Below are 12,697 nucleotides of genomic sequence, written 5' to 3' on the forward strand. Positions count from 1 at the left end.
GACAGTCAAGCGGACGAAGCGGCCGCAAGGCAATTGGTGAGCCGCGCGGGATTGCCGATTGCGGTGCAGCCGCCAGGCACGTCACCGGTCACGACAGTCCCGGCGCCGATCTTGGCGAAGTCGCCGATCTCGATGTCGCCGAGGATGGTCGCGCCGGAGCCGATGAACACGCCGCGACCGATGCGAGGCGAGCGCATCGGCAGGTCGCCATGGCGTCCGATGCTGACATTCTGAAGGATGGTCACCTCGTCGCCGATGACGACATTGGCACCGATCACGATGCCGGTGGCATGATCGAGATAAACCGACGAGCCGAGGCTCGCGGCCGGATGAATGCTGACCTGCAGGACGTTCGAAGCCTCGTTCTGCAACAGCAGCGCCGCATCACGATGATCATGACGCCATAGCCAGTGCGAGACGCGCCAGGACTGCAGCGCGACATAGCCCTTGAAGTGCAGCAGCGGCGGCAACAATCCGGCGATGGCGGGATCACGGAGCACGATGGCGCGCAGATCGCGGCCGGCCGCTTCGACCAGATCCGGTTGGCCGCGAAAGGCATCGCGGGAAAACGTCGTGAAGCGCTCGCGATCGGCGGCGCTGCCGCCCAGCCGACGCCCGATCAGATCGGCCAAGGCAGCGGTAAAATCGTCATGGGCAAGGATGGCATCGGCGACAGCCTTGCCGAAGACGGGATCCGCCGCTGCGGCGCGCCGCGCCTCGCCGCGTATCTCCTGCCAGAGGATGTCGCTCGCCACGATCGCAGTCTCCGTCCGCATTGCCGCCTGCGGTGTTTTGACGCTTGCTTCTCGCTGTCGAATATAGGACGCAGGCCGCCTGCGCGCCAATTGGCGTCGGCAACACGCGCGGCCACCTGTGCGCCATGCTCCCCGTAAGGCTACGGGCTTGCTTGCCAGAGAGCTGCGGCCAGCCTTCGGCCGAAGCCCGCGGTGGCATCCGCGGGTTTTGGTACCCGCCGGACGTCAAGCTGCCGGCCAGTTCCGAATCCACGTCATCCGAGGTCACGCTCAAATATGCCGCTCAACGCCCCCGCCGACGACCAGCACGACGACATCATGTATCCATCCGCCCTGCCGTTCCTGCTGGTCCATCTCGGCTGCCTTGCGGCAATCTGGTCGGGCGTCACCTGGGAGGCGGTCGCGATCTGCGTCTCACTCTATTGCTTGCGGATGTTCGCGATCGGAGCCGGCTACCATCGCTATTTCTCGCATCGGGCGTTTGCGACCAGCCGGGTGTTTCAGTTCATCCTGGCCTGCCTTGCGCAAAGCAGCGCCCAGAAGAGCGTGTTGTGGTGGGCCGCCAAGCATCGCCACCATCACCTGCATTCCGACACTGAAAACGACGTGCATTCACCGCGTCACCGCGGCTTCCTCTATAGCCATCTCGGCTGGATCTTTTACCGGCAGCACGACGCAACCGACCTCGTGAAGGTCGGCGATCTCGCCGCCTATCCCGAGCTGATGTGGCTGCATCGGCTGGAGCTGCTGCCGGCCTTCGTGCTGGCAGGGCTCTGCTTCCTGGTCGCAGGATGGTCGGGTCTGGTGGTCGGCTTCCTCTGGAGCACGGTGCTGGTCTATCACGCGACCTTCTGCATCAATTCGCTTGCCCATGTGCACGGGCGCAAGCGCTACGTGACCGGCGATGATTCCCGTAACAACTGGCTGCTGGCATTGGTCACGCTCGGTGAGGGCTGGCACAACAATCACCACGCCTATCAGAGCAGCGTGCGACAGGGCTTTCGCTGGTGGGAGGTCGACGTGACCTATTACATCCTGACGCTGCTGTCGTGGATCGGCGTCGTCTGGAACATGAAGGCGCCGCCCGAACAGGTGCTGCGCAACGAGCAGCCGCTCGGCGCGCGGGTCATCCAGCGGGCGGCCCGCGAGCTCGCCGGACGGTTCGATGCGCAAACCCTGGCGCATGCGATCTCGTCGGCACGCCGCCGGGCCGATCTCGCCCAGTTGCAGCTGCCGACGCTGCACGACATCCTCAATCGCGCGCATGAAGGTGTCGACGCGCTGACGCATCTGCATCTGCCGAAGATCCCGACACGCGAGGAGTTTCTCGCGGAAGCCAAGGCGATGTTCGCGCGAACGCGTTCGCTCAACGAGATCGTCGACCACGCCTACGAATACTTCCTGGCCTCGGTTCACGCGCAACTCGCCACGGCGCGCTGAAGCTTCACGCCATGCGACACCGGCCGGCAGCGGTCATGCTGCCGGGGCGCGTCCATCGCGGGCGCGGCCGGGGTCAGCCTGCTTGCGGAGGCTGAGCGCATAGAGCCAGCCGCCTGCGGCGATCAGCACGGGCAGGACGAAAAGCGCGAAATCGCGGAGCAGGATCATGGGACGATACTTCCCTTCGCGAACGACACCGCGCGGCTGAGTGCGTACGATGCGCCCCAATATAGATAGGCGCTAAGAAACAACCGCCAGGACTCACCGAGCTGCCACTCCGGGTAGAGCTGAACTTCCGTGGGCCATCCATTGAGGAACGCGATCGCCACCGGGACGACCGGGCCGAAGCGCTCGAACAACACGGCCGCGCGCTCGAACAATGCGAGGCGCTGGCTGATTTGTTTGCGTTCAATATTGGTCATGATCGTGCCCGTCGGCGCCGCGGAGGCGCAGTCAAGGCTTGGTCGGTGCTCGCGCGGTCCGGGTTCTATCGATCCTGCACATCTGCGTGATGGGCCTCGCAAAGCCCTCGCAGGCGCTTCGCATCGCCAGGACGACCATCGAAGTGTGACATAAGCCAAACCGCCCGCCTGCGGATTGCGCAGACGGGCGGCTCGGGGCCATCAGGACTTTGGGGGCATGCGCCTGAAGGCTTTGAGAGGTGTAATTCTTCGGATCAGCCCTGCTGCTGGTCGGTCGGCGGCGGGGTCGGACGCGTCTTGTGCTGCGCCATGAACTGATCGAACTCTTCCTTGTCCTTGGCGTGACGCAGGCGGTCGAGGAAGTTCTTGAACTCGACCTGCTCTTCCTCGAGCCGGCGCAGTGTCTCACTGCGATACTCGTCGAAGGCGCGGTTGCCGGAGGACGGCGGGCCGAAGCCAAAGCCGAAGCCGCGGCGCTCCATGCGGTCGCGCATGCGATCCATCTTGTACTGCATCTTTTCCATCTTGTTCTGCCAGCGATCCTGATTGCTCCAGCACGACATTCTTCTGCTCCCGAGTGTGAAAAAGAGGAGGGCAAGTCCGATCGGCCACCAGATGATGAAGCCGAGAATGGTCACGGCGATCCAGCCGGGATGCCAGGGCGTGTCCAGCATGCGGGGGCGCTCGTAATATTGCTGTTGGTCCGACGGGCCGCGCCAGCGATTGACATCAGCGGTGTAGGCCATTTCCCTTCTCCATCACGGCACCAGCGCCGTTGTGAATGTAAATAACATTTACATAGCTAGACCATCCCGCGATTTTGTCAAGCTGGCAGCAAGACACGCCCGCGTGATTACTTGCGCAATCTTATTTCGGCTTGCCCCAGGGGCTGCCGGGCGGCAGGCCCGAACCGGAGGGAGCCTCCGGCGGCACCGGCGGCGGCTCGGCGCCCCTGGCCGGAGGACGGCGGTCGATCGGGAAGCCGAGGCCGCGCAGATAGATCAGCACCTCGGCCTCCAGCAGCTCGTCCGGCGACATCGGCAGCTTGCGTCGCGCAGCATCGCCGCGGGAAAACAGCGAGGCCACGCCATGCGACATCGACCAGATGTGCAGCGCCATCATCATCGCCGGCGGGCGGGGTGTGCCGGGCGGCGTCAGTGCGGCGAGCCGCTCGGCTGCGGCTCGAATGATGTTGAAGGCGCGTTCGCTGGCCGCCTGAAGTGCGGGATTGGCATCGACCGGCACGCCCGATTCGAACATCGCGTTGTAGAAGGCCGGCTCCGCGCGGGCAAAGGCGAGATAGGCCTTGCCGACGCGCTCGAAGGCGGTGACGGTGTCGGGCCGCCCGTCGTCCCAGGCCGCCGACAGGCGCGCCTCGAACTGCTCGAAACCGCGCTGGGCGATCGAGGACAGCAGCTCGTCACGGTCGCGGAAATGCCGGTAGGGCGCCGCCGCACTGACTCCGGCCATGCGCGCGGCATCGGCGAAGGTGAAGCCGGCCGCCCCCTTCTCGGCGATCAGCCCGAGGGCCGCCTGCAACAGGGCTTCCTTCAGATTGCCGTGGTGATAGCCGCGCTCGGCGCGGCGCTGCTCCTTGCGCCAGCTCATGTGAACGAGCTTTACATGAGCCGGGCTTCAAGGTCACTAGCGGGAATCGCTCGTGATTAACCCGTATTCTCCGCAGTCATTCCGGGCGGCTCACAGAGCCGAACTATGGTGCGCGCTTGCGCACCTGAGAATGTCGAGATTCCGGGTTCGGTCCTGCGGACCGCCCCGGAATGACGGCCCACTTGGCCGCCCGGATACCTATTCGTTCAGGGCTACATCTCCGGAATCGGCAGCACGGGCATGACTTCGATCGCCTCGCCCGGGAAGATCGCAAAATGCGGATGGTTCTCGAACAGCTTTGCAGCGTCCTCCTGCGAGGCGGCGCGCACCACCGTGAAACCGGTCAGCGCGTTGCTGACCTCGGTGATGCCGCTCCCGTCGATCCTGCGGGTCTTGCCGAGCGGGCCGCCCATCTCGACGATCACGGACTTGTGCTTCTCGACCCAGCCGTGCCAGGCGGCCATCCCCTCCTGCTCCTTCGCCTTCCGCTCGGCCTCGGGCAGCGCGCGCCACGCCGCCATTTTCGATCCGCTCGTGCTGCCGAGATAGACGGCGAGAAATTTGTGTTCGGTGCTCATGGGTTTTCTCCTCAGGGTTGATTGGGAATCGCGCAGCCGCCGTCTCGTCTACGTCTTCAGGTCGCCAAACCCGGCGACGATCTCCTGCACTTCGGGCGAGTAGTCGGCCATCTCCTGCACCTGGCGGACCTCGATGATCTCGTTGGCTGAAGCGGGACATTTCTTGGCCCAGGCGATCGCCTCGGCGCGCGAGGCGACCTCGATCATCCAATAACCGCCCAGGACTTCCTTGGCTTCCGCGAAGGGCCCGTCGGTGACGATGGGCTGGCCGGTCGCAAACGAGACGCGCGCCCCGGTCGACGGCGGGTGCAGCCCATCGAGCGTGATCAGCACGCCTGCGTCCTTCAGCGCCTCGTTGTAGCGCATCATCGCGGCGACGCGCTCGGGATCGAGCTGCAGCTCCGGCGGCGCGTTCTCGTAGCCGAGCGGGATCATCAGCATCATGAATCGCATGGGAGTTCCTTGCCTTCATTGTCGGGGAGAGCGCGGCAAAGCCGTCTGCCCTCCCCTCCAAGACGAACGGACTTTCAGGGAAGCGACATGCGACGTGAGAAAATTTCCGGGGCCGACCCGGCTGCGCCAGGTGATTTCACGACGCCCTGTCGGCCATTCGCGCGGGCCCGGCAGCAAGGGCGCGAAAAATCATGCGCGTTTCATTCCCGTAGGAATACGGAAGACGATATGTATCTCAACGTGCATACATGGCTAGAAACCGTTTTGATTGAAGGAGATAGCCCAAACACGTGAACTCGCCCGAATTCATAGGGCGCATGAGGGTTTACAGATGGTCAAGACGCGCATGCAACTTTTCGATTGGAGAAAAGGTCGCCAGTCCTCCCAATTGCCACCTGTAATATTGCGGAGCTCACGTGTTCAATTTCCAAAGCAAGAAGGTCAGGCACGCCCTCGCGGAAGTCGAGGCGCTCGATCAGTCGCAGGCCGTAATCGAATTCGGACTCGATGGCACCATCCTCGATGCCAACGAAAACCTATTGAAAATGAGCGGCTATACGCTCGCCGAGATCAAGGGCAAGCACCACAGTATCTTCGTCAGCCCGGCCGAGCGCGAGAGCGCCCGCTATCGCGACTTCTGGGCCAGCCTCAACCGGGGTGAATTTCAGACCACCCAATACAAACGTTTCGGCAAGGGCGGCAAGGAAGTCTGGGTCCACGCCTCCTACGCCCCGCTACGCGACGAGAACGGCAAGGTGGTCAGCTTCATCAAGTTCGCCACCGACATCACCGCGTACAAGATCAAGACCATGGAGGATTCCGGCAAGATCGCCGCGATCAATCGCGCGCAGGCGGTGATCGAGTTCAACATGGACGGCACCATCGTCACCGCAAATGAAAATTTCCTGAAGGCGGTGGGTTACTCGCTCGACGAGATCAAGGGCAAGCACCACAGCATGTTCGTGACACCCGAGGACCGCGCAAGCCCCGCCTATGCGGCGTTCTGGGCCAAGCTGAACCGCGGCGAGTTCGAGGCGGCCGAATACAAGCGGCTCGGCAAGGGCGGCAAGGAGATCTGGATCATCGCCACCTACAATCCAATCCTCGACGAGAACGGCAAGCCGTTCAAGGTGGTGAAGTTCGCAACCGACGTTACCGCGCAGAAGATGCAGGCCGCCGACAATAACGGTCAGCTCGCCGCGATCCAGAAGTCGCAGGCCGTGATCGAGTTCAACATGGACGGCACGATCCGCACCGCCAACGACAATTTCCTGAAGGCGATGGGTTACTCGCTGGCGGAGATCAAGGGCCAGCACCACTCGATGTTCGTCGACCCGAGCGAGAAGAATTCGGCGGCCTATCGCCAGTTCTGGGAGACCCTCAATCGCGGCGAATATCAGGCCGCCGAATACAAGCGTATCGCCAAGGGCGGGCGAGAAATCTGGATCCAGGCCTCCTACAACCCGATCTTCGATCTCAACGGCAAGCCTTACAAGGTGGTGAAGTACGCCACCGACATCACCGCGCAGGCGATCGGCCGCAAGAAAGCCGACAATGCCCGCGGACTGATCGAGGCTGTCGCGGCCGGCAGCGAACAGATGAGCGCCTCGATCCGCGAGATCTCGGAGACCATGGCGAAGTCGCGCGAAACCTCCAAGGTCGCGACGACGCGGGCCGAATCCGCAGACAGTCAGGCTCAGAAGCTTGCCGCAGCTGCGCAAGCCATGAGCGGCATCGTGGAGATGATTTCGGGCATCACCGGCCAGATCAACCTTCTCGCACTCAACGCCACGATCGAATCGGCGCGTGCGGGCGAGGCCGGCCGCGGCTTTGCGGTGGTCGCCTCAGAGGTGAAGAACCTCGCGAACCAGGCCAAGCAGGCGACCGACACGATCACCTCCGAAATCGAAGCCCTGAACGTCATCTCGGGCGACGTCGCCAACTCGCTCACCGCGATCAAGGCCGCGATCGCCGGCGTCAACGAGTTCATCGCCTCCACCGCCGCCGCCGTCGAGGAGCAGAGCATCGTGACATCGGACATGTCCGCCAACATGCAGCGGGCCTCGGCGGAACTGGCCTAGGCGCCCGCTTTATCCCCATCCTGAGCGCTCGCTGTCTGCACAGAGTCATTGCGAGCGCAGCGAAGCAATCCAGAATCCCCTCCGCGGCGGCAATCTGGATTGCTTCGCTGCGCTCGCAATGACGGAGCAAGGAGCGAGGCCGTTTGTTCCCTCACTCCTATCTCGACTACAGGTAGGCCTTCGCGGCCTCCGGGCGTACAAGCGACCGGCTCGACCAGCATGGGGCTTTCGCCCTCGGACAAAAGCGCAGTAGAAGGAGCGCAAGCTCAAGCACGCCCTTTGCCCGAGGACAGATTCTCCATGTCGCAAGCCCCGCAAAAAGTTGCCCTCGTCACCGGCGCCGCCCGCGGTATTGGGCTGGCCACGGCGAAGAAGTTTCTCGCCGAGGGCTGGCGCGTGGCGCTGCTCGACATCGATGGCGACCTGCAGGCAAGCGCGGTAGCCGCGCTGGAAAATCGCCATGACGCGCTGGCGATCACTTGCGACGTAGCCGACGCGGCGGCCGTCAGCACCGCAATGACGACGATCGAGCGGCGGTTCGGCCGGCTGGACGCGCTGGTCAACAATGCCGGCATCGCGGTGTTCGCGCCGCTGATGGAGACGTCGGATGCCGACTGGCGCCGCGTGCTCGAGGTCAACCTCACCGGACCGTTCCTCTGCACCAAGGCGGCGGTGCCCCTGATGCGCGACGGTGGTGGCGGCGCCATCGTCAACATCACCTCGATCTCAGCCGTGCGCGCTTCGACGCTGCGCTCGGCCTACGGCACCAGCAAAGCAGGCCTTGCACACCTTACCAAGCAGCTCGCGGTCGAGCTCGCCTCCCTCAACATCCGCGTCAACGCGGTCGCACCGGGGCCGGTCGACACCGCGATGGCGAAGCAGGTGCACACCAAGGAGATCCGCGCCGACTATCACGACGCCATTCCGCTCAACCGCTACGGCCTGGAAGAGGAACTCGCGGAAGCGATCTATTTCCTGTGCTCGGGCCGCGCGAGCTACATCACCGGCCAAATTTTGGCCGTGGACGGCGGCTTCGATGCGGCGGGCATCGGCCTGCCGACGCTGCGCGGGCAAAGGCGCAACGGGTAGGCGCAGGATTTGTAGGGTGGGCAAAGGCGCAACGCGCCGATCCCAAATTTGCGGTGCGGATGGTGGGCACGCTACGCTTTGCCCACCCTACGAAAGCGAGTTGGTGGAGAGTTCATGCAACGCATCACCTTCCTCAAAGCTCTGATGCTTGCATCCGCGCTGCTCGCCGCCGCGCCTGCGGCGGCCGAGATCCGCATCATCCAGTCCCCGGGCGGACAGGTCGGGCCGTTCCTCGATCTGTTCGAAAAGGTCCGCGACAGTGGCGAGCGCGTGGTGATCGACGGCCCCTGCCTGTCCGCCTGCACGCTGGTGCTGAGCATCGTGCCGGGCGAGCGCATCTGCGTCACCAAGCGCGCCGTGCTCGGCTTCCATGCCGCACGCTCGGTTGACCGGCGCGGCCGCTTCTATGCCGAGCCGGAAGCATCGGTCGCGGTGCTTGCCGCCTATCCCGGTCCGGTGCGCGACTGGATCAGCCGACGTGGCGGTCTGACCTCGCGGTTGCTGCTGTTGAAGGGGCGCGATCTCGCCGCGATCTATCCGCGTTGCCGCTGATACAGCCGGCAGCCGCCACCGCTTTCAAAAAAGCGTCTGGATCACTGGCGCCAGCTTCGCGCTGGCGCAAATGAGCATTCCCCAAAGAGCAAAGTTGATCTGTAGCGCCGCCGCCATCGGTCGCTCCCCTTGCAAGTGACGTCCATCCCAGTTTGTAGCTTTTATGACTCACCAATAACGATTCTGACGTGCAGAGCACAGCCCAATCTTGCGCCAATTGTTGTGCGATGCAGCTCGCTTCACGAAGCGGCCTCACTGCGTCCGCAAAGTGATGCGAAAGCACGACTCATATTCGGCCATGCCGGCAAGTTTGTTTTGCCTTTGAGTTCCATTGAACCGACGATGCGCGTGTCTCACGCAGATTCTGCGCGCCGATTGTGGAGGCAAAAGCCCGGCATGATTCGACACGGCTTGATCGTGCTCACTTTTTGCACAGCGCTGATCGGATGCGCAGAGGCGCCAGCGCAGGAACGCCGCGCCATTGCATGGGATGGCCTCGGCAAGGATCCGAACCGTCCGCATGTGGCCAAGCGGCGCGTCACGACCGGCGCGCCGGCGGCAAGTGATCCCAATCAGGAGCGCGAAAAAGTGCTCGGCACATTGCGCCCCTATTCCGAGGCGTGGTGGGCGGTCCAGGACGAGATACAGGCGGAGAACGACAGGAAGCTGGGCGCCAAGCTCGTGATCTGTCCTCGCTGCGTGGAATCGTCGCCGCCGCCCGAGGACGTCACCGGATCAATCCGGTGAAAGGACAACGGCTGATCGGCGCCTGACGTAACGAAACGTACGTCCCCTCTCCCGCAGCATTGGAGAGAGGGGATCGCAACGTGACGGTCGCGCCCAAAGCGCGATGCGATAGGATAAATCGTCATCGCGCTTTAGGTTGTTGTTTGAGCATGATCTTTTCGGAAAACCGCTTCACACTTTTCCGGATCATGCTCCTATCACATGCCCTCGGCCGGGCAATTCACCATCCAGGGAATGCCGAACTTGTCGACACACATGCCGAAGCCCTTGGCCCAGAACGTCTTGCTGAAGGGCATGGTGACGCTGCCGCCGTCGGCAAGCGCGTTGAACTTGCGCTCACCATCCGCGGGGTCCTTGACCGTAAGCGAGATTGCAAAGCCCTGCGGCTTCTGGAAATGCTCGGCCGGCGAGTCGGAGGCCATCAATACCGTGCCGTCCGGCAGTGACATCCGCGCATGCATGATCATCTTCTCGCGGCCGGGCGTAGCCGGCACCTCCGGCGGAGCATCCGATGCGCGCATCATCGCGTCGATCTTGCCGCCGAGAACCTTGGCGTAATAGTTGAACGCTGCTTCGCAATTGTCCTGGTAGAACAGATAGGGATTGAGCATCGTTTCTCTCCTCTTCGTTTGCAGTGAGGCTTATTGCTTCTCGGTGAGCTTCTTCAGGCCGGCGAGGCCGGTCTCGAAATCCTTGCCGATCATGCTGTCCATGTTGAAGAACACCTGCATCAGCTTGGACAGGAACGGGGCCGGACCGTACATTACCCATGTGACGAGTGTGGCATCGCCTTGCGGCACAAAGGTGAACTCGGCGGTGTTGTGGCCTTCGAACGGCCGCTCGAAATCAAGCTTGATGCGGAGCTTGGAGGGGCCGTTCGCCTCCAGGATCTCCATATGGCCGGCGCCGACCTTGTTGTTGCCTTCCCAGGCATAGGTCGCACCCTTCCCTGCCGCGGTTCCGCCGAACGTCCGCTTCATGGCGGGATCGCGGGTCTCATACGGCGACCAGGCGGTCCAGCGATGGAAATCGGCAACCAGCGGATAGATCACAGCGGCCGGTGCCCTGACGGCCAGCGAGCGTTCCACACGGAACGTGTCGGGTTTCGTCAGGGCGAAGACGAGGACCGCGGCAAGGCCGGCGGCGAGAACGATGGCGATGACGGCAATGGCTTTCAGCATGGATGGCTCTCCGTGGATACGGAGCCTAGGACGAACGGGGGAGGCCCCGGCCCGACAATGGGACAGAAATTCTTTGGCGCACTGCGCACCCCACGTCCTGGCGTGGAAACAGACGGGCCTACTTCGCCTTGGCGCTTTCCTTTGCCTTCGGCTGGCTGTCCCGGATCAGGCGATCGAGATGCATGCGGATGTGGGCGGCTTCGGCCGAGGTGTTGGCGAGCGCGATGGCGCGGTCGAAGGCGATTCGGGCTTCGTCGTTGCGGCCGAGCTGCATCAGGAAGGCGCCGCGCACGCCGTAGAAATGGAAATAATTGGCGAGCTTCGGCGCCAGCGGCTCGATCAGCTCGAGCGCGGCCTGCGGCCCGCGCACCTTGGAGACCGCGACCGCCCGGTTGAGCGTCACCACCGGCGAGGGCTGCACCACTTCGAGCGCGCCGTAGAGCAGGTCGATCTCCGTCCAGTCGGTCTCCTCCGGCGTCGCCGCGCGCGCATGCAGGGCGGCGATCGCGGCCTGAATCTGGTAGGGCCCGCTGCGGCGGTGGCGCATCGCCTTGTCGATCAGCGCGAGGCCCTCCGCGATCATGGTGCCGTTCCACAAGGAACGATCCTGATCGTCCAGCAGGACCAGCGAGCCGTCCGCGGCAAAGCGCGCCGCGCTGCGCGCGTGCTGCAACAGGATCAGCGCGGTCAGGCCCATGATCTCCGGCTCGCTCGGAAACAGCCGCAGCAGCAGCCGCGCCAGCCGGATCGCCTCCTCGCACAGCGGCTTCCTGATCTCCGCGGTGTCACCGCTCGCCGAATAGCCTTCATTGAAGATCAGGTAGATCATCGCCGCGACGCCGGCGAGCCGTTCAGAGCGCTCGACCGCGCCCGGCGCCTCGAACGGCGTCCCGGCCTCGGCCACCTTTGCCTTGGCGCGCGTGATGCGCTGCTCCATCGCCGCTTCCGAGACCAGGAACGCGCGGGCGATCTGCTTCACCGTGAGGCCCGAGACGATGCGCAGCGCCAGCGCGATCTGCTGCGTCGCCGGCAGTCCTGGATGGCAGCAGATGAACATCAGCCGCAAGATGTCGTCGCGATAATGCGAGCCGTCGAGCCGCTCGGCCAGCTCGCCTTCGGCGTCGTCGAGATCGGAGATCGCCTGGTCGTCCTCAGGCAGCGGCTGCTGCCTGCGCGCGCGTCGCACTTCGTCGATCGCGACGTTGCGGCCGACCATGATCAGCCAGGCCGCGGGATCGCGCGGCGGCCCATTCTGCGGCCAGGTCTTGAGCGCGCGCAGGCAGGCGTTCTGAAACGCCTCCTCGGCGGTGTCGAGATCGCGGAAATAGCGCAACAGCGCGCCGACCGCCTGGGGTCGCGCCGAAGTCAGCGCAGTCTCGATCCAGGCGGTATCGGCCTCGCTCACGTCAGGTTTCCTCCGGGCCGGAATACGCCGACGGGACGCACCTCATAGGCGCCGCCGGGATTGGCGGCACCCAGCTCGCGTGCGACGTCGAGCGCGTCGTCGAGATTCTTGCAGTCGACGATGTAGAAGCCGAGCAGCTGCTCCTTGGTCTCGGCATAGGGGCCGTCGAGCACCAGCGGCGGATCCTCCTTGCGCAGCGTCGCCGCCGCGGTCGTCGGCAACAGCCGCGCCACCGGCCCGAGTCGACCCTGCCTGGTGAGCTTCTCCTGCACCACGGTGAGCTTCTTCATCACGGCCTCGTCCTGTTCCTTGCTCCAGGAGCCGACGAAATCCTCATCGTGATAGCAAAGAATGGCGTAAAGCATGGGCAGCACTTCCCTCGTCTG

Annotated in this window: 16 protein-coding genes; 5 read left to right on the plus strand and 11 right to left on the minus strand. The window is 63.9% G+C overall.

The features are described 5' to 3' along the window. Positions 1-5: 5 nt before the first annotated feature. Positions 6-776, minus strand: coding sequence for a DapH/DapD/GlmU-related protein (locus tag I6F36_RS12180; protein WP_225126320.1), 771 nt, complete (start codon positions 774-776; stop codon positions 6-8). Between the two features lie 255 nt (positions 777-1,031). On the opposite strand from I6F36_RS12180, the gene I6F36_RS12185 reads away from it, so the two are divergent. Next, positions 1,032-2,195, plus strand: a complete 1,164-nt coding sequence (locus tag I6F36_RS12185) for a fatty acid desaturase (RefSeq protein ID WP_057028073.1) — start codon at positions 1,032-1,034, stop codon at positions 2,193-2,195. A 33-nt stretch (positions 2,196-2,228) separates the two neighbouring features. Here the strand turns inward: I6F36_RS12185 and I6F36_RS39675 are convergent, their stop codons facing one another. The 6 genes from I6F36_RS39675 to I6F36_RS12210 all read right to left on the minus strand — a co-directional run bounded on the left by I6F36_RS39675 (position 2,229) and on the right by I6F36_RS12210 (position 5,256). Beyond that, the gene (locus I6F36_RS39675) at positions 2,229-2,363 is read right to left on the minus strand and encodes a hypothetical protein (RefSeq protein WP_271542926.1); all 135 of its coding nucleotides are present in this window, start codon (positions 2,361-2,363) and stop codon (positions 2,229-2,231) included. Next, positions 2,360-2,617 (minus strand): hypothetical protein, encoded by a 258-nt coding sequence (locus tag I6F36_RS12190; protein ID WP_057028074.1) that lies wholly within the window; start codon positions 2,615-2,617, stop codon positions 2,360-2,362. The genes I6F36_RS39675 and I6F36_RS12190 overlap by 4 nt, the downstream gene beginning before the upstream one ends. Before the next feature lie 254 nt (positions 2,618-2,871). Further along, positions 2,872-3,363, minus strand: a complete 492-nt coding sequence (locus I6F36_RS12195; RefSeq protein WP_035998538.1) for a DUF2852 domain-containing protein — start codon at positions 3,361-3,363, stop codon at positions 2,872-2,874. A gap of 121 nt (positions 3,364-3,484) precedes the next feature. Continuing rightward, positions 3,485-4,225, minus strand: coding sequence for a TetR/AcrR family transcriptional regulator (locus I6F36_RS12200; protein WP_057028075.1), 741 nt, complete (start codon positions 4,223-4,225; stop codon positions 3,485-3,487). A gap of 212 nt (positions 4,226-4,437) precedes the next feature. After that, positions 4,438-4,803, minus strand: a complete 366-nt coding sequence (locus tag I6F36_RS12205; RefSeq protein ID WP_036021849.1) for a YciI family protein — start codon at positions 4,801-4,803, stop codon at positions 4,438-4,440. Between the two features lie 48 nt (positions 4,804-4,851). Further along, positions 4,852-5,256 (minus strand): YciI family protein, encoded by a 405-nt coding sequence (locus I6F36_RS12210; protein WP_035998515.1) that lies wholly within the window; start codon positions 5,254-5,256, stop codon positions 4,852-4,854. A 416-nt stretch (positions 5,257-5,672) separates the two neighbouring features. On the opposite strand from I6F36_RS12210, the gene I6F36_RS12215 reads away from it, so the two are divergent. The 4 genes from I6F36_RS12215 to I6F36_RS12230 all read left to right on the plus strand — a co-directional run bounded on the left by I6F36_RS12215 (position 5,673) and on the right by I6F36_RS12230 (position 9,725). After that, the gene (locus tag I6F36_RS12215; protein WP_225126322.1) at positions 5,673-7,337 is read left to right on the plus strand and encodes a PAS domain-containing methyl-accepting chemotaxis protein; all 1,665 of its coding nucleotides are present in this window, start codon (positions 5,673-5,675) and stop codon (positions 7,335-7,337) included. Between the two features lie 300 nt (positions 7,338-7,637). Next, positions 7,638-8,426, plus strand: coding sequence for an SDR family NAD(P)-dependent oxidoreductase (locus tag I6F36_RS12220; RefSeq protein ID WP_225126324.1), 789 nt, complete (start codon positions 7,638-7,640; stop codon positions 8,424-8,426). A gap of 114 nt (positions 8,427-8,540) precedes the next feature. After that, the gene (locus I6F36_RS12225; protein WP_035998510.1) at positions 8,541-8,978 is read left to right on the plus strand and encodes a hypothetical protein; all 438 of its coding nucleotides are present in this window, start codon (positions 8,541-8,543) and stop codon (positions 8,976-8,978) included. A 396-nt stretch (positions 8,979-9,374) separates the two neighbouring features. Continuing rightward, entirely contained in the window at positions 9,375-9,725 is a 351-nt protein-coding gene (locus I6F36_RS12230; protein WP_036041329.1) for a hypothetical protein, read from the plus strand. 197 nt (positions 9,726-9,922) lie between these two features. On the opposite strand, the gene I6F36_RS12235 is transcribed toward I6F36_RS12230, so the two are convergent. From I6F36_RS12235 to I6F36_RS12250, 4 genes are all read right to left on the minus strand, one after another. Further along, positions 9,923-10,336 (minus strand): VOC family protein, encoded by a 414-nt coding sequence (locus I6F36_RS12235; RefSeq protein WP_035998505.1) that lies wholly within the window; start codon positions 10,334-10,336, stop codon positions 9,923-9,925. 30 nt (positions 10,337-10,366) lie between these two features. Further along, positions 10,367-10,906, minus strand: coding sequence for a K(+)-transporting ATPase subunit F (gene kdpF, locus I6F36_RS12240; protein ID WP_225141147.1), 540 nt, complete (start codon positions 10,904-10,906; stop codon positions 10,367-10,369). 118 nt (positions 10,907-11,024) lie between these two features. Then, positions 11,025-12,311 (minus strand): RNA polymerase sigma factor, encoded by a 1,287-nt coding sequence (locus I6F36_RS12245; RefSeq protein ID WP_225139268.1) that lies wholly within the window; start codon positions 12,309-12,311, stop codon positions 11,025-11,027. Further along, the gene (locus tag I6F36_RS12250) at positions 12,308-12,676 is read right to left on the minus strand and encodes a YciI family protein (protein ID WP_035998498.1); all 369 of its coding nucleotides are present in this window, start codon (positions 12,674-12,676) and stop codon (positions 12,308-12,310) included. The genes I6F36_RS12245 and I6F36_RS12250 overlap by 4 nt, the downstream gene beginning before the upstream one ends. Positions 12,677-12,697 lie beyond the last annotated feature (21 nt).

This window comes from Bradyrhizobium sp. BRP19 (genome assembly GCF_020194195.1).
Taxonomy (GTDB): Bacteria; Pseudomonadota; Alphaproteobacteria; order Rhizobiales; family Xanthobacteraceae; genus Bradyrhizobium; species Bradyrhizobium yuanmingense.

Coding starts and splice junctions, on each gene's coding strand:
- I6F36_RS12180 (WP_225126320.1), bottom strand. CDS start 776: ATGCGGACGGAGACTGCGATCGTGGCGAGCGACATCCTCTGGCAGGAG.
- I6F36_RS12185 (WP_057028073.1), top strand. CDS start 1,032: ATGCCGCTCAACGCCCCCGCCGACGACCAGCACGACGACATCATGTAT.
- I6F36_RS39675 (WP_271542926.1), bottom strand. CDS start 2,363: ATGATCCTGCTCCGCGATTTCGCGCTTTTCGTCCTGCCCGTGCTGATC.
- I6F36_RS12190 (WP_057028074.1), bottom strand. CDS start 2,617: ATGACCAATATTGAACGCAAACAAATCAGCCAGCGCCTCGCATTGTTC.
- I6F36_RS12195 (WP_035998538.1), bottom strand. CDS start 3,363: ATGGCCTACACCGCTGATGTCAATCGCTGGCGCGGCCCGTCGGACCAA.
- I6F36_RS12200 (WP_057028075.1), bottom strand. CDS start 4,225: ATGAGCTGGCGCAAGGAGCAGCGCCGCGCCGAGCGCGGCTATCACCAC.
- I6F36_RS12205 (WP_036021849.1), bottom strand. CDS start 4,803: ATGAGCACCGAACACAAATTTCTCGCCGTCTATCTCGGCAGCACGAGC.
- I6F36_RS12210 (WP_035998515.1), bottom strand. CDS start 5,256: ATGCGATTCATGATGCTGATGATCCCGCTCGGCTACGAGAACGCGCCG.
- I6F36_RS12220 (WP_225126324.1), top strand. CDS start 7,638: ATGTCGCAAGCCCCGCAAAAAGTTGCCCTCGTCACCGGCGCCGCCCGC.
- I6F36_RS12225 (WP_035998510.1), top strand. CDS start 8,541: ATGCAACGCATCACCTTCCTCAAAGCTCTGATGCTTGCATCCGCGCTG.
- I6F36_RS12230 (WP_036041329.1), top strand. CDS start 9,375: ATGATTCGACACGGCTTGATCGTGCTCACTTTTTGCACAGCGCTGATC.
- I6F36_RS12235 (WP_035998505.1), bottom strand. CDS start 10,336: ATGCTCAATCCCTATCTGTTCTACCAGGACAATTGCGAAGCAGCGTTC.
- kdpF (WP_225141147.1), bottom strand. CDS start 10,906: ATGCTGAAAGCCATTGCCGTCATCGCCATCGTTCTCGCCGCCGGCCTT.
- I6F36_RS12250 (WP_035998498.1), bottom strand. CDS start 12,676: ATGCTTTACGCCATTCTTTGCTATCACGATGAGGATTTCGTCGGCTCC.